The sequence below is a fragment of the Allobosea minatitlanensis genome (assembly GCF_964020775.1).
In genome coordinates this window covers 3,291,486-3,306,699 of record NZ_OZ224509.1, presented here as the reverse complement: position 1 = coordinate 3,306,699, position 15,214 = coordinate 3,291,486, and the positions used below count along the sequence as shown (strand labels likewise).

At 69.2% G+C, this 15,214-nt stretch carries 14 protein-coding genes; 9 read left to right on the top strand and 5 right to left on the bottom strand.

Annotated features, from left to right (window positions below; genetic code table 11):
• Positions 1-87 precede the first annotated feature (87 nt).
• Complete coding sequence (locus ACWH43_RS16385; protein ID WP_158445458.1) at positions 88-1,887, bottom strand: gamma-glutamyltransferase family protein; 1,800 nt, start codon at positions 1,885-1,887, stop codon at positions 88-90.
• A gap of 182 nt (positions 1,888-2,069) precedes the next feature.
• On the opposite strand from ACWH43_RS16385, the gene otnK reads away from it, so the two are divergent.
• The 3 genes from otnK to ACWH43_RS16370 all read left to right on the top strand — a co-directional run bounded on the left by otnK (position 2,070) and on the right by ACWH43_RS16370 (position 6,288).
• On the top strand, positions 2,070-3,335 hold the full coding sequence (gene otnK, locus ACWH43_RS16380) for a 3-oxo-tetronate kinase (protein WP_158445459.1): 1,266 nt from the start codon (positions 2,070-2,072) through the stop codon (positions 3,333-3,335).
• A 59-nt stretch (positions 3,336-3,394) separates the two neighbouring features.
• The gene (locus ACWH43_RS16375; protein WP_158445460.1) at positions 3,395-4,729 is read left to right on the top strand and encodes a malonyl-CoA decarboxylase; all 1,335 of its coding nucleotides are present in this window, start codon (positions 3,395-3,397) and stop codon (positions 4,727-4,729) included.
• A gap of 65 nt (positions 4,730-4,794) precedes the next feature.
• A complete protein-coding gene (locus tag ACWH43_RS16370) occupies positions 4,795-6,288 on the top strand; it encodes a malonate--CoA ligase (RefSeq protein ID WP_375796997.1) in 1,494 nt (497 codons plus the stop codon).
• 52 nt (positions 6,289-6,340) lie between these two features.
• On the opposite strand, the gene ACWH43_RS16365 is transcribed toward ACWH43_RS16370, so the two are convergent.
• Positions 6,341-7,105, bottom strand: coding sequence for an MBL fold metallo-hydrolase (locus ACWH43_RS16365; protein WP_158445462.1), 765 nt, complete (start codon positions 7,103-7,105; stop codon positions 6,341-6,343).
• A gap of 99 nt (positions 7,106-7,204) precedes the next feature.
• Entirely contained in the window at positions 7,205-7,798 is a 594-nt protein-coding gene (locus ACWH43_RS16360) for an NADPH-dependent FMN reductase (protein WP_158445463.1), read from the bottom strand.
• A gap of 66 nt (positions 7,799-7,864) precedes the next feature.
• Here ACWH43_RS16360 and soxR point away from each other — a divergent pair, with 66 nt between their 5' ends.
• A complete protein-coding gene (gene soxR, locus ACWH43_RS16355; protein WP_158445464.1) occupies positions 7,865-8,341 on the top strand; it encodes a redox-sensitive transcriptional activator SoxR in 477 nt (158 codons plus the stop codon).
• Between the two features lie 28 nt (positions 8,342-8,369).
• Here the strand turns inward: soxR and ACWH43_RS16350 are convergent, their stop codons facing one another.
• Positions 8,370-9,170, bottom strand: a complete 801-nt coding sequence (locus tag ACWH43_RS16350) for a creatininase family protein (RefSeq protein ID WP_158445465.1) — start codon at positions 9,168-9,170, stop codon at positions 8,370-8,372.
• A 140-nt stretch (positions 9,171-9,310) separates the two neighbouring features.
• Here ACWH43_RS16350 and ACWH43_RS16345 point away from each other — a divergent pair, with 140 nt between their 5' ends.
• Genes ACWH43_RS16345 through ACWH43_RS16335 form a run of 3 tightly spaced genes read left to right on the top strand, consistent with a single transcriptional unit; the run spans position 9,311 to position 12,046 of the window.
• Positions 9,311-10,342 carry an ABC transporter substrate-binding protein gene (locus tag ACWH43_RS16345; RefSeq protein WP_158445466.1) on the top strand — a complete coding sequence of 344 codons (1,032 nt, stop codon included), beginning with the start codon at positions 9,311-9,313 and terminating at the stop codon, positions 10,340-10,342.
• Positions 10,343-10,364: 22 nt separating this feature from the next.
• A complete protein-coding gene (locus ACWH43_RS16340; protein ID WP_158445467.1) occupies positions 10,365-11,177 on the top strand; it encodes an ABC transporter ATP-binding protein in 813 nt (270 codons plus the stop codon).
• The gene (locus ACWH43_RS16335; protein WP_158445468.1) at positions 11,174-12,046 is read left to right on the top strand and encodes an ABC transporter permease; all 873 of its coding nucleotides are present in this window, start codon (positions 11,174-11,176) and stop codon (positions 12,044-12,046) included. The genes ACWH43_RS16340 and ACWH43_RS16335 overlap by 4 nt, the downstream gene beginning before the upstream one ends.
• Before the next feature lie 23 nt (positions 12,047-12,069).
• On the opposite strand, the gene ACWH43_RS16330 is transcribed toward ACWH43_RS16335, so the two are convergent.
• Positions 12,070-12,912: a hypothetical protein gene (locus ACWH43_RS16330; RefSeq protein ID WP_158445469.1), complete on the bottom strand. Its 843-nt coding sequence runs from the start codon at positions 12,910-12,912 to the stop codon at positions 12,070-12,072.
• 300 nt (positions 12,913-13,212) lie between these two features.
• Between ACWH43_RS16330 and ACWH43_RS16325 the strand changes: the two genes are divergently transcribed.
• A complete protein-coding gene (locus ACWH43_RS16325; protein ID WP_158445470.1) occupies positions 13,213-14,358 on the top strand; it encodes an ABC transporter permease in 1,146 nt (381 codons plus the stop codon).
• Positions 14,359-14,360: 2 nt separating this feature from the next.
• Positions 14,361-15,212, top strand: a complete 852-nt coding sequence (locus ACWH43_RS16320) for an ABC transporter ATP-binding protein (RefSeq protein WP_158445471.1) — start codon at positions 14,361-14,363, stop codon at positions 15,210-15,212.
• Positions 15,213-15,214 lie beyond the last annotated feature (2 nt).

Below are 15,214 nucleotides of genomic sequence, written 5' to 3'. Positions count from 1 at the left end.
GGGATCCATGCCTGACCCGTTCCGGCATGGATCCCGGGTCTGCGCTTCGCTCCGCCCGGGATGACGGCGGAGAGGGACGAACGAAAATCAGCGGCCGGCAGCATAGGCCTGCATCAGACGCGGCGTCGCGGCGGCGCGCAAGAGGCCGTTGCCGTCGCGCTCCGCCGCGGTGAGCCGGCCGACGGTCCAGGCCGGAGCCTTCTCGACCACGTGGCCGCGGCGCGTGAGCTCGGCCAGTGCAGCAGCGCCGATGCTCTCCTCGATCATCAGATGCCCCGGCCGCGAGCCGCGCGGGTAGAAGGAGGAGGGGAAATGCTGGGTGTGGAACAGCGGCAGGTCGATCGCCTCCTGCAAATTGAGCCCGTGATGGACCCGGCGCAGGAACAGCCCGAGCTGCCACTGCTCCTGCTGGTCGCCACCCGGCGTGCCGAAGGCGAGGCGCGGCTCGCCCCGTTCGAAGGCGATCGACGGCGTCAGGGTCGTGCGCGGACGCTTGCCCGGCGCGAGCGAGGCCGGCAGGCCCTCTTCCAGCCAGAACATCTGCGCCCGCGAGTTGAGCGGGAAACCGAGCTCCGGGATGACCGGCGAGGATTGCAGCCAGCCGCCCGAGGGCGTGGCCGCGATCATGTTGCCCCATTTGTCGATGACGTCGATATGGACGGTGTCGCCCTTGCGCCCGGCCGCGACCATCGAGGCCATGGTCGGCTCGCCCACGGCGGCACTGGTCTCTCCCGGTTGGGCGATGGCGCCGAGCGCCTTCAGCGCATGTGCCACCTGCGCCTCGAAGCCCGGCACGATGCCGGGGCGCAGCTCCAGCGAGGCGCGTTCGCCGATCAGGCTGCGCCGCCCCGCGGCGTAGTCCTCTGAGAGCAGCGTGGCGAGCGGCACCTTCACGAAATCCGGGTCGCCGTAATAGGCCTCGCGGTCGGCGAAGGCGAGCTTCATCGCCTCGACGATGGAGTGCACGAATTCCGGGCTCGCCGGGCCCATGCTTCCGAGGTCGATGCCTTCGAGGATCTTCAGCGTCTGCAGGAAGACCGGGCCCTGGCCCCAGGGACCGATCTTGAAGACCTCCCAGTCGTGATAGGTCGCCGAAGCCGGCGTCTCGTAGGCGGGCTGCCAGCGCGCCATGTCGTCGGCGGTGAGCAGGCCCTTGTTGCGCCGGCCGGAGGAATCCATCGCCTCTGTGCTGCGGCAGAAGCGGTCCATCGCCTCGGCGACGAAGCCCTTGTACCAGGCGTCGTAGGCGGCCCGGATCTGCTCCTGACGGTCGGAGCCGGCGGCCTCCGCCTCGTCGAGGATCCGGCGGTAGGTCGCGGCCGCCGCCTTGTTGGCGAAGAGCTTGCGCGCCTCCGGCACATTGCCGCCGGGCAGATAGACCGCGCCGGAGGTCGGCCACTCATGGGTGAAAAGGTCGGTCAGCTCGCGGATCGAATCCGAGACGCGCGGCAGCATCGGGTGGCCGTTCTCGAAATAGCCGATCGCGGGTTCCAGCACCTCGCGCAGCCTGAGCCGGCCATGGTCGCGCAGCAGCGTCATCCAGCCGCCGAAGGCGCCGGGCACCACGGTCGCGAGCAGGCCCGAGCCGGGAATCATGTCGAGCCCGAGCGCCTTGTAGGCGGCGATGGTGGCGGCCTGCGGCGCCGGCCCCTGGGCGCAGAGAACCTCGACCTTCTTCGTCTGCGCCGAATAGAACACGGCGGGCATGTCGCCGGCCGGGCCGACGAGATGGGGCTCCACCACCTGGAGCACGAAGGCGGCCGCCGCGCAGGCGTCGAAGGCGTTGCCGCCCTTCTCGAGCATCGCCATGCCGGAAGCGGTGGCGAGCCAGTGCGTCGAGGTCACGACGCCGAAGGTGCCGAGGATTTCGGGGCGGGTGGTGAACATGGGCTATTCCTGTGGCGATGCAGCAGCCTGCCTCATATCGATCGCGGCGTCGATGCGGGGACATCGCTTCGCGCATGCGGCTCCTGCGTGTGGCGCCCGGCGGGCGGCATCGCCATGCCCGGTTCATCTGTCTAAAAGACCGCATGGTCCGCTTGCGTTGCCGGGCGGGGAAGGAGGACGCGATGCTTCTGGGTGTGATTGCCGACGATATGACGGGTGCGACCGATGTCGCGCTGATGCTGAACCGGGCCGGGATGCGTACGGTGCAGGTCATCGGCGTGCCGGCGCCCGGCGCGGCCCTGCCCGAGGCGGATGCGGTGGTCGTCGCGCTGAAGTCGCGCACCAACCCGGTCGCCGAGGCGGTCGCCGATTCGCTCGCGGCCTGCGAGGCGCTGCTGGCGGCGGGCGCCCGCCAGATCCTGTTCAAATACTGCTCCACCTTCGATTCCACCGCGGAAGGCAATATCGGCCCGGTGGCGAACGCGCTGATGCGGCGGCTCGGCGCGAAGCTCGCCATCGTCTGCCCGGCCTTTCCCGCCAATGGCCGCTCGATCTATCAGGGCTATCTCTTCGTCGGCGCCGTGCCGCTGCACGAGAGCTCGATGAAGGACCACCCGCTGACGCCGATGCGGGATTCGAACCTGATGCGGCTGATGGCGGCGCAGGCCGGGACCGAGGTCGGCCTCGTCGATTACACGACCGTGCTCGCCGGCCCCGCCGCGGTGAAGGCGCGGCTGGCGAAGCTGGAGGCCGACGGCGTTCGTTACGCGGTGACCGACGCCCTCACCAACGAGGACCTGATGACGCTCGGCCATGCCGTGTCCGAGCAGGTCCTGCTGACCGGCGGCTCCGGCATCGCGATGGGCCTGCCGCAGAATTTCCGCCGCGCCGGCCTGCTGCCCGAGCGCCCCGGGCCGCAGGACATCCAGGCGCCGGCCGGCCGCGCCGGCATCATCTCGGGCAGTTGCTCGACGGCGACGCGCGGGCAGATCAAGGCGGCGCTGGAAGCCGGCTATCCGGCGCTCAAGGTCGATCCCTTCGCCCTGGTCGAGGGGCGCCAGGACGCCGCCGGGCTCGCCGCCTGGGCGCTGGCGCAGCCGGCGGACAAGCCCTTCCTGCTCTATTCGAGCGACGATCCGGCCGAGGTCGCGGCGGTGCAGGACAAGCTCGGCCGCGAGAAGGCCGGCGGCATCGTCGAGCACGCCTTCGCCGAGGCGGCGCGGCTTCTGGCGGAGGGCGGCGTCACGCGCCTCCTGGTCGCGGGCGGCGAAACCTCGGGCGCGACGGTGCTCGGCCTCGGCGTCCGCACGCTGGAGATCGGCCCCGAGATCGACCCGGGCGTGCCCTGGACCCGCGTCGTCGACGGGCCGGAGATGGTTGTCGCGCTCAAATCCGGCAATTTCGGCGCGCCCGACTTCTTCCTGAAGGCCTGGAGCCTGTTGCGCTGAGCCGCGGTTTGCCGCGGGCGAAACTCGTATAGGATCGCGGTGCAACTCAAGGAGCCCGCATGGATATGGCGTTTCTCGGCGAACTCCTAACGAATGTCGCCGATCGCGGCCGCGCGCTGATCGGCATGGAGCGCTTTCTCGGCAAGGGCGCCCGGCCGATCGACCGGCTCTGCGAGGACCTGCTTTCCGGCAAGGGCGAGGCCTCGGGCATGGCGCTGGCCCAGGCCGTGCTGGAAGCCTGGCAGCGGCTCGACAAGCCGGGCCGGCTCGCCTTCTTCACCGTTCTGATGGAGCGCTTCGGCCCGGATGCCGAAAGGCTCGACGCCGCCGTCGAGCGCTACCGCGAAACGGGGGACGCGGCTGCCGTCGCGGCGCTGCATCTCGCCTCCGAGCCGCGCCGGCAGGAGCTGTTCCGCCGGCTCAACCTCGCGCCGGAAGGCACGCATGTGCTGGTGCAGATGCGCGAGGCGCTGTTCGAGGCGATGGAGGCGGAACCGGCGCTCAAGGCGGTCGACGCCGATTTCCGCCACCTCTTCGGCTCCTGGTTCAACCGCGGCTTCCTGGTGCTGCGGCGCATCGACTGGCGCACCCCGGCGAACGTGCTCGAGAAGATCATCCGCTACGAGGCGGTGCACGAGATCCAGGGCTGGGACGATCTGCGCCGGCGCCTGGAGCCCCCCGACCGGCGCTGCTTCGCCTTCTTCCATCCCCAGCTCGTCGACGAGCCGCTGATCTTCGTCGAGGTGGCGCTGACCACCGCGATCCCGCGCTCGATCGGCGAATTGCTGGAGCCCGAGCGCGAGGCCCTGCCGGCGCAGCAGGCGACGACGGCGGTGTTCTACTCGATCTCGAACTGCCAGGAGGGCCTGCGCGGCATCTCCTTCGGCAATTTCCTGATCAAGCAGGTCGCCGAGGACCTGAAGCGCGAATTGCCGGGGCTCGACACCTTCGTCACGCTCTCGCCGCTGCCGGGCTTCGCCCGCTGGCTCGCCGCGGTCGCGGCCGATCCGGGCGCCCTGAACCTGAGCAACGAGGAGCGCGCGGAGCTCGCCCGCCCGGCCGGCGAGACGATCTCGCTCGAGGAGGCGGCGAGGGCCGCCCGCGACAAGCTGCTCGGCCAGATGGCGGCGCAATATCTGCTGCGGGCGCGCAGCGCCTCCGGCCGGGTGGTCGATCCGGTGGCGCGCTTCCATCTCGGCAACGGGGCGCGGCTGGAGCGGATCAATGTCGGCGGCAACCTGTCGGCGCGGGGCCTGCGCGAATCGCATGGCGTGATGGTGAACTACCGCTACGACCTCGGCGACATCGAGACCAATCACGAGGCCTTCGCCACGCGCAACACGGTCGTGGCCTCGTCGCAGGTGCGCAAGCTGCTGCGGCCGGTCGCGAACTGAGACGGAAACGCCTGAAAGGACCCGAAAACATGGGCAACCACCTGTTCGACCTGATCCGCTCGCGCATGCCGGCGCCGGAGGCGCGGTTCGCGCTGCTCGATGACGGGCGCCAGTACAGCTATCGCGACGTGCTCGACGCTTCCGCCCGCTTCGCCAACGCGCTGGCGGCGCTCGGCGTGAAGCCGGGGGACCGCGTCGCGGTGCAGGTGGAGAAGAGCATCGAGGCGCTGATGCTCTATCTCGGCGCGGTGAGGGCGGGCGCGATCTTCCTGCCGCTGAATTCGGCCTATACCCCGGCCGAGATCGCGTATTTCCTCGGGGATGCCGAGCCCGCCGTCTTCGTCTGCGACCCGGCCAAGGCCGACGCGCTGCGCCCCCATGCGGAAAAGGCCGGCGCCAGGCTGGAGACGCTCGGCGTCGGCCATGGCAGCCTGCGCGACAAGGCCGAGGCGGCCTCGGCCAGCTTCGCGGATGTCGCGCGCGGGCCGGACGATCTCGCCGCCATCCTCTATACCTCCGGCACGACGGGCCGGTCGAAGGGGGCGATGCTCAGCCATGACAACCTGTCGTCCAATTCGCTGACGCTGGTTGACTACTGGCGCTTCACCCGCGACGACGTGCTGCTGCACGCCCTGCCGATCTTCCACACCCACGGCCTCTTTGTCGCGACCAATGTCGTGCTGTTCTCCGGCGCCTCGATGATCCTGCTGCCGAAATTCGATCCGGAGCAGATCTTCCGATACCTGCCGGAGGCGACCAGCATGATGGGCGTGCCGACCTTCTATGTGCGGCTCCTGCAGGATCAAAGACTGACACCTGCATCGACCAAGCATATGCGCCTCTTCGTCTCCGGCTCGGCGCCGCTCCTGGCCGAGACGCATCGCGAATGGCGCGAGCGCACCGGCCACGCCATCCTCGAGCGCTACGGCATGACCGAGACCAACATGAACACCTCGAACCCCTATGACGGGGACAGGGTCGCCGGCACGGTCGGCTTCCCGCTGCCCGGCGTCTCGGCGCGCGTCGTCGATCCCGAGACCGGCAAGCCGCTGGCGGCCGAGGAGATCGGCATGATCGAGGTCAAGGGGCCGAACGTCTTCAAGGGCTACTGGCGCAATCCCGAGAAGACCGCGGCCGAGTTCCGCCCGGACGGCTTCTTCATCACCGGCGATCTCGGCAAGATCGATCGCGCCGGCTATGTCCACATCGTCGGGCGCGGCAAGGACCTGATCATCACCGGCGGCTACAACGTCTATCCGAAGGAGGTCGAGACCGAGATCGACGAGATGCCGGGCGTGATCGAGAGCGCCGTCATCGGCGTGCCGCATCCGGATTTCGGCGAGGGCGTCACCGCGGTCGTGGTCTGCCGGCCCGGCGCGGAGATCACGGCGAAGGGCATCGCCGCGGCGCTGGAGCAGCGGCTCGCGAAGTTCAAGCAGCCCAAGCAGGTCTTCATCGTGCCGGAGCTGCCGCGCAACACCATGGGCAAGGTCCAGAAGAACCTGCTGCGCGAGCAGTACAAGGACATCTACGCCGCGAAGCTGAAGGCGGGCGAGTAGGGGCGCTCGCCGGCATTTCCGGGCTGCCCCGGGGCAAGCCCGGGACCGGCGGTCAGGCCATCGCCGGAACGGGTATGTCCAGCGCCTCGCCATCGGCGGGGATGCGCAGCCGCCCGCTGTCGATGCCGTGCTCCTTCGCCGCCTTGCGCAGGGCGGCGCGGCTCACCGTGCAATGGTCCAGCGCCTCCATATGGGTCGTGACCACGATGGCGCGTGGAAAGGCCTCGGCGAGGGCGAGCGTCTGCGCGATGTCCATGATGATCGGCGTGCCGTCCCAGAGCGCGCCGCCGGAATGGCTGACGATCACATCGGGATCGGTCGCCGCGATGGCGTCCCGCAGCGGCGGATAGAGCACGCTGTCGCCGCACCAGTAGAGCGTCGGCTCGCCCGGCGCCTCGAAGCTCAGCCCCATCACCGGGCCCATCGCTTCCGCCACCGCGCCGGTGCCGTGCCGGGCCGGATGGCGCTTCAGCACGATGGGGCCGAGCCGGAGATAGCAGTCCACGGCGGTGACGGCGGCGAAGCCGGCCTCGGCGATCGCCGGCTCCTGGCCGGGCTGGCAGATCACCGGCAGGGTCTTGGGCAGGCGCGCCTTGGCGATGTCGTCGAAATGGTCGGCATGCAGGTGGGAGACGATCACCGTATCGACGCCGGCGACGATGTCCTCGATCGGCTCGGGCAGCGGCACCATCGGATTCTGCGAGCGGCCGGTGAAGGAGCGGCGGCTGAGCGGCACCCCGAAATCCGGGTCGATCAGGAAGGTCCTGCCGCCATAATCGAGCTTCAGCGTGGCGTTGCGGAGAAGTTTGAGCTTCATATCCGTTCCGGCTCCGTTGCTTGGCTGGGCATTGTTCAGCCCCGCAGGCACGGACGCCAGTTCGGATTTGTGAAGCGCTCCGCACGCTCGCGTGAGGTATCAGGCCGGAGCGAACTGGCCGTAGGGCACGGTTTGCCGGGCGTTCCGCAGCGCGCTCGCCCACCAGTGAAGCTGCGCCAGCATCGTCGCCATCGCCTGTTCGGCCCGATCGGCGTCGATCAGCGTGCCCTCGGAGTCGAAGCGGTTCCAGGCGTCGGAGAAGGCGACGCCGTCGCGGATCGGCGCGGCGTGCAATTCGCCGAAGACGAGCCGGAGCTGCTCGACCGCGCGCAATCCGCCCGAGATGCCGCCATAGGAGACGAAGCCGACCGGCTTGCCGCGCCATTCCGGGCCGATCGAATCGATCAGGAACTTCAGGATCGCCGGATAGGCGCGGTTGTATTCCGGCGTGACGACGATGAAGCCGTCGGCCCAGTCGATCACCTGCCGCGCCTCCTCGAGTGCCGGATGGCCGCTGCCGACATGGCGCGGCGGCAGCTCCAGCGTGCCGGGGTCGATGATCGCCAGCTCGAACGGGCCGTCGCCTTCCACCTGCGAGACCGCCCAGCCGGCGACCTTGTCGCAGAAGCGGCCTTCGCGGCCGCTGCCGTAGATCAGCGCCAGCCTGATCCGGGTGTCGAGCTTCTTGAGCATGAATCCGCTCCGGTTTGCATCACGGGAGCAAGGCTTATAAAACCTCAAGTAAGGTTGAGGTCAAGCATGAAGACGGAACGCCCCGGGAAGCCTGCCGCGAGGCGCCTGCCCTTGGAACTGAGTGTCGGCGAAGTCGCGCGCCGCAGCGGGATCGCCGTCTCGGCGCTGCATTTCTACGAGGCGGAAGGGCTGATCCGCAGCCACCGCACCGGCGGCAACCAGCGCCGCTACGCGCGCGAGGTGCTGCGCCGGGTCGCGATCATCAAGGTGGCGCAGCGCGCCGGCATTCCGCTGAAGACGATCGCCGAGGCGTTCCGGGCGCTGCCGCAGGAGCGCACGCCGACCGTGGCGGACTGGACGCGCCTGTCCTCGGCCTGGAAGCTGGAGCTCGACCGGCGCATCGAGCGGCTGACGCATCTGCGCGACCATCTCACCGGCTGCATCGGCTGCGGCTGCCTCTCGGTGAAGGACTGCCCGCTCCACAACCCCTGGGACCGGCTGTCGCAGGAGGGGGCGGGCGCGCGCCTGCTCGATCCCGACTGAGCCGGAAGCCGGCGGCGCCGGTCCGGTTTCAGCCGGCCTCGTGCAATCTGTCCAGCGGGAAGCGCGCCACCTCCGCCATCAGCGCGGCGAAGCCCTTCGCCTGCAGCGCGGCGGTCGCCTTGCCCTTCTCGGCGGTGGCGAGGCTGGCGTCGCCGGCCGCGCCTGACGGGTGCACGTCCTGCGCCATCCAGGCGAAGGCATGCGGGCCGGTCGGCCTCAGCCAGCGATAGCCTTCCTCGGCCATCGGCAGCATCAGCGGCTCGAAGCGCCCGGCCTTGCTCATATCGACGAGATCGGGCCGGAAATGCAGCATCAGCGCCGTCTCGGCGTCGCCGCCATGGATGCCGTGGCGGATGTCGAGATCGGCATAGAGCCCCTCCGGCAGGCCGAAGGACATCCAGGCGCTGGTCACCGCCAGCATGCCGTGGTCGACGCGCAATTCGCGCGCCGCGATCTTCATCGGGTCGACATTGCCGCCATGCGAGGTCAGCAGCACCAGCTTGCGGAAGCCGGCCCGCTTCACGCTCCGGCCGATCTCGATCCAGGAGCGGACCGCGCTCTCCCAGCCGATGGTCAGGGTGCCGGGCGAATGCAGATGCTCGTTCGACTTGCAAATAGCCTGTGTCGGCAGCACCAGCACGTCGATATCGGCCCCGACCAGCGGCATCGCCTCGGCCAGCATGCCGTTCATGATGGCGGTGTCGGTCGAGACCGGCAGATGCGGTCCGTGCTGCTCGATCGCGGCCAGCGGCAGCACCGCGACGGTGCTCTCGCGCGGAAGCGTCGCGAAATCGGAGCTCTTCAGGTCGCCCCAGAAGCGTGCGGTCATGATCGGGCCTGTCGATGGCGGTGCGCGGCCGCCGCAGCCTGTGCATGCGGCAGCCCGGCGTTGCGATTTATGCCACGCTATCGCATGGCATCAGGATATAAGGCCAGAGGTCGCCGGTCCCGATATGCGGAGTGTCTGAGATGACGAGCATGAAATTTCGCCTGAGCCGGCGCGCCGCGCTCGGCCTGATCGGCGGTTCCGCCGCCGCTTCGCTGGTTCCGGTGCCGGGCGCGCGGGTCAGCGCGCAGACGCTCGACAAGCTCAGCTTCCAGACCAACTGGCGCGCCCAGGCCGAGCATGGCGGCTTCTATCTCGCGCTCGCCAACGGCATCTACAGGAAATACGGCATCGACGCCGAGATCCGGCCGGGCGGCCCGCAGCAGAACCCGTCCCAGCTCCTGCTCGGCGGGCGTGTCGACATGACGATGTCGACGAGCTTCGAGGCGATTCGCTTCGCGCAGGAGAACATCCCCTTCCTGGCGATCGCCTCGATCTTCCAGAAGGACCCGCAGGTGATCATCTCGCATCCGAACCAGGGCAATGATTCGCTGGAGGCGCTGAAGGGCAAGCCGATCCTGATCGGCGCCGAGGCCCGCACCGCCTTCTGGCCGTTCCTGCGCGCCAAGTTCGGCTATACCGACGAGCAGATCCGGCCCTACACCTACAACATGGCGCCCTTCCTCGCGGACAAGAAGCTCTCGCAGCAGGGCTTCCTCTCCGCCGAGCCCTTCGTCGTGCAGAAGGCGGGCGTCACCCCGGTCGTGCATCTCCTCGCCGATCACGGCTTCGACGCCTACAACACGACGATCAACGTCTCGCGCAAGCTGATGGATGCGAAGAAGGACCTGGTCCAGCGCTTCATCACGGCGACGCTCGAGGGCTGGGACCTGTATCTGAAGGCCGGCCCCGAGGCCGCCGCCGCCAATGCCCTGATCCTGAAGGACAATCCCGACATGGATCAGGAGAAGATCGACTACGCGGTCAGGATGATGAACGAGCGCGGCATCGTCCGCTCGGGCGACGCGCTGACGCTCGGCATCGGCACCATGAGCGACGCGCGCTGGGCGAATTTCTACAAGACGATGAGCGAGGTCGGCGTCTTCCCGGCCGGGGTCGACGTGAAGAAGGCCTATACGCTCGATTTCGTGAACAAGGGCGTGGGCAAGGCCTGAGCGCGGCGGATCACCAGTTTCGATGACGGCTGTCACACTATCGGGCGCGGGCGGCACGCTGCCGGCCGGCGCCGCCCCGCTCGTCGCCCTGCGCGGCGTCTCGAAGCGTTTCGGCAACGGCACGCTCGCCGTCCGCGACGTCGATCTCGACCTTGCGGCGGGGGAGTTCGTCAGCCTGCTCGGCCCCTCCGGCTGCGGCAAGTCGACCCTGCTGCGCATGATCGCGGGCCTCGGCGCCCCCTCGGCGGGGACGATCGCCTGGCCCGGCCGCGACGAGGGCGCGGCGGGGCGGGGCTTCGATCTCGGCTTCGTCTTTCAGGACCCGACATTGATGCCCTGGGCGAACGCGCTCGCCAACGTCATGCTGCCGCTGACCTTGAAGAAGGTGCCGCGCGGCGAGGCCGAGGCGCGGGCGGCGGAGATGCTGGCGCTGGTCGGCCTCGCCGGTTTCGAGCGCGCCTATCCGCGGGAATTGTCCGGCGGCATGAAGATGCGCGTCTCGATCGCGCGGGCGCTGGTGATGAAGCCGCGCATCCTGCTGATGGACGAGCCCTTCGCCGCGCTCGACGAGATCACGCGCCACCGGCTGAACAACGATCTGCTGGAGCTTTGGGCGCATGAGCGCTTCACCGCGGTCTTCGTCACCCATTCGGTGTTCGAGTCGGTCTATCTCTCGCAGCGCATCGTGGTGATGGCGGCCCGGCCCGGCCGCGTCATGGCCGATCTGCCGGTCGACGCGCCCTATCCGCGCAACGAACTCTTCCGCACCTCCGGCGAATACGCCCATCTCTGCCGGATCGCATCCGGCAAGCTCGAGGAAGCGATCGGCTCATGAGCACGCCCCAGGACAGCATCGCGCGCGCCTCCGCCGCGGCCGAGGCCTTGCCCGTTCCGGCGGAGCCCCGCTTCCTCGGCCTGCCCGCCGGCATCTGGCCGCGCATCTTCGCGCCGCTCGCCATCGGCGTGCTGGTGCTGGCGCTCTGGGAGTTCGCGGTGCGCTGGAACGGGATTCCGCCCTATGTGCTCCCCGGGCCGCTGCTCGTCGGCCAGACCCTGGTGGCGGACTGGGCGACGCTCTCGGTCTCGCTCTGGGTGACGCTGCGCATCACCTTCCTGGCGCTGGCGGCCGCGGTGGTGGTCGGCGTGGCGCTGGCGGTGCTGTTCAGCCAGTCGAAATGGCTGGAGATGGCGCTTCTGCCCTATGCCATCGTGCTGCAGGTGACGCCGGTCGTCGCCATCGCCCCGCTGATCATCATCTGGGCCGACGACATCGACCTGTCGCTGCTGATCTGCGCCTGGATCGTCGCCTTCTTCCCGATCCTGTCGAACACCATCCTCGGCCTGAGCGCCGCCGACCACAACCTCGTCAACCTGTTCGAGCTCTATGGCGCGAGCCGCTGGCAGACCCTGCGCTATCTCAGGCTGCCGGCGGCGCTGCCCTATTTCCTGGCGGGGCTGAAGGTCTCGGGCGGCCTGGCGCTGATCGGCGCGGTCGTCGCCGAATTCGTCGCCGGAACCGGCGGCAACGCCTCGGGATTGGCCTATCGCATCCTCGAGGCCGGCTACCAGCTCAAGATCCCGCGCGTCTTCGCGGCGCTGGCGATGATCTCGCTCTCGGGCGTGGCGATCTTCCTGGCGACGAGCCTGATCTCGCATCTCCTGCTGCGCCGCTGGCACGAAAGCGCGATCCGGCGGGAGAACTGAGGCGGCGCGCTTGGCGTCCCCGCTCAGGCGAAGAAGGCGAGCTTGCGCTCGACCGGCAGGGCGTCGATCTCGCGCAGGCCGGTTTCGGACGAGCCCGGGACGGCCGTGGCGGGCCGCGCCGATGGCGGCTCGCTGAAGACGATGTCGTCGTCGAGCAGTTCGATCGTCCCGATGCGCGGCGCGCCGTTCGGAAGGTCGTCGATCTGATGGGCCTGCCGGTCGCTCCCGGCTCCGGCCGCGTCCGCAGGATTCCGGTCCGGCTTGCGCTCGGCGCGGGGCGGCAGACCGGCGAGCTCCGTCGCCGTCAGGTAATGCGGGCTCGGATCGCGCGCGACCTCGCCGAAGGCGCGCAGGCTCGAATCCAGCATGGCGATCGTGTCGGCGATCTTGTCGATGCGCTGGACGAGGCCGTCGACCAGGCCGACCGCCTGGCAGGCCTCGGCCGCATGCCGGTCGAGCCTGTCGCAGAGCCCGCTATCGGCGCCGCTCTCGCGCAGGTTCCAGCCGACCTCCTGGATGCTCTCTGTGGCGCCGAGGATGGCGCCCGCCGCCCTTTCGATCTGCGCCGCGAGGCCGGAGGAGCGCTCCTGCGTCCTGCCGCTGATCCGTTCGAGATCGGCGCGCAGGTCGCTGATCAGGGCCGCGGCCTCGATCAGGCCGCTGTCCCGGCTGGTCTCCTGGACGCCGAGCCCGACGACGCGCTCGATCCGGCCGATGGCGCTCAGGAGCTGGAGCGTGTCGGCCTGCCGGTTGCGCCTGGCATATTCGGCCATGAACCAGCGTCCGCGGGCGGTCTCCAGCACCGCCGCCTCGATGGCGTCGTAATCGGCCTGGCTCAGCGGTGTCAGGGAGCGGGCGTCGCTCATGACCGGACTGCCTTCGATCAAGGGGCCGAATCAGCGCGGCCGCGGATGACGATTCGGCAACCCTGCGCGACGATTGCTTAAGGAATTGCTGCTGCTGCCCTTGGGGCAACAGGGTCGCTTCGCGCCTCGGCTATGGCGGTTGGGCAACGGTCGGGGCCGGGCGGCGCCCCGGCGGGGCTGCCTCGGCTTGCCAAGCGCGGCCGGCGCGGCAATACAGGACGGCAGGGGTGGATCCGGCGCCGGACGGTGCCGAGGCGGCAGGAGATTGCCGTTCGGTCGGGTGAGGGACATCACGGGCAGATGCCGAGCGTTGACACTGCCGAGCCGCAAGCGATCTACCGCGACGAGGCCGGGACCCTTTCGGTCGCGCTCGCGGGGTCCTGGAGCGCCGATCGCGCCCCGCGGCTGGAGAAGCTGATCGGCGAGATCGCCGCCCATCTGCAGCGGGGCGTGCCGGTCCGCCTCGATCTTTCGGACGTCACCCGGCTCGACACCCTCGGCGCCTATGTCCTCAACCGGCTGAAGGCGCGGCAGCAGCGCGGCGGCGCCTCGCTCGAGATCGTCAGCCGCAGGCCGGAGCACGGCGTCCTGCTCGCCGAGGTCAAGGTCCACGACCAGGACAAGCTGCGCCCGCCGGATCGCTTCAGCCTGGTCGGCCTGCTCGCCAATATCGGCGAGGCGGTGGTGCGCTTCGGCCGCGACATGGTCGGCGGGGCGATGTTCCTCGGCGAGGTGGTGGTCGCCTCGTCCGCGGTGGTGCTCGGGCCGCGCAAGTTCCGCGGCCCGTCGCTGGTCAACCAGATCGAGCTGATCGCCTTCAACGGCGCGCCGATCATCATGCTGATCTCGTTCCTGGTCGGCTGCATCGTCTCGCAGCAGGGCATCTTCCAGCTCCAGCAGTTCGGCGCGACCGCCTTCGTCGTGAACCTGACCGGCATCCTCGTCCTGCGCGAGCTCTCCGTGCTGCTGACCTCGATCATGATCGCCGGCCGCTCCGGCTCAGCCTTCACCGCCGAGATCGGCTCGATGAAGATGCGCGAGGAGATCGACGCGCTGCGCGTGATGGGGCTCGACCCGATCGAGGTGCTGGTGGTGCCGCGCATCCTGGCGCTGATCATCTCGCTGCCGATCCTGACCTTCATCTCCTCGATGGCGGGCCTGACCGGCGCCGGCCTCGTCGCCTGGCTCTATGGCGGCATCGGCGTCGACACCTTCCTCGCCCGGCTGCAATCCGTCATCACCTGGAAGCATTTCGCCGTCGGCCTGATCAAGGCGCCGTTCATGGCCTTCATCATCGGGCTGATCGCCTCGATCGAGGGCCTCGCGGTCAAGGGATCGGCGGAGTCGCTCGGGCGGCAGGTCACGGCCTCCGTGGTCAAGGCGATCTTCATGGTCATCGTCGTCGACGGGCTCTTCGCCATGTTCTTCGCCTCGATCGAGTTCTGACGATGGGCGAGCACGGCATCAGGCCCGCGGCGGCACGGCACGGCGAGGATGGTGACCCCTCCGGCCGGCAGGCGCCCGAGGTCGTCATCCGCGTGCGCAACCTCAAGGTCGCCTTCGGCGAGAAGGTCATCATGGACGGGCTCGACCTCGACGTGATGCGCGGCGAGATCCTCGGCTTCGTCGGCGGCTCCGGCCAGGGCAAGTCGGTGCTGACCCGCACGATCCTCGGGCTGGTGCGCAAGCAGCGCGGCACCATCGACATCTTCGGCGAGAACGTCGACCGGCTCGCGTCGCAGCAGCGGCGCCGGCTGGAGCGGCGCATCGGCGTGATGTTCCAGCAGGGCGCGCTGTTCTCGGCCCTGACCGTGAAGCAGAACATCCAGGTGCCGATGCGGGAATATCTCGCCTTGCCGCCGGACCTGCTCGACGAATTGGCGATGGTGAAGCTCGATCTCGTCGGCCTGCCGCAGGACGCCGCCGACAAGGCGCCCTCCGAGCTCTCGGGCGGCATGATCAAGCGTGCGGCGCTGGCGCGTGCGCTCGCCCTCGACCCCGAGATCGTCTTTCTCGACGAGCCGACCTCGGGGCTGGACCCGATCGGCGCGGCCGAGTTCGACGATCTCATCGTCACGCTGAAGCAGACTCTGGGGCTGACCGTGTTCATGGTGACCCACGATCTCGACAGCCTGTATGATGCCTGCGACCGAATCGCCGCCTTGGCGGACAGGAAGGTGATCGCCGTCGGCCCGCTGGCCACGATGCTGGCATCCGACCATCCGTGGCTGAAAGCCTATTTCGGCGGAGAGCGCGCCATGGCCCGGCAGCCCGCCGGGGAGCGGGAGCAGAACGGCTAGAC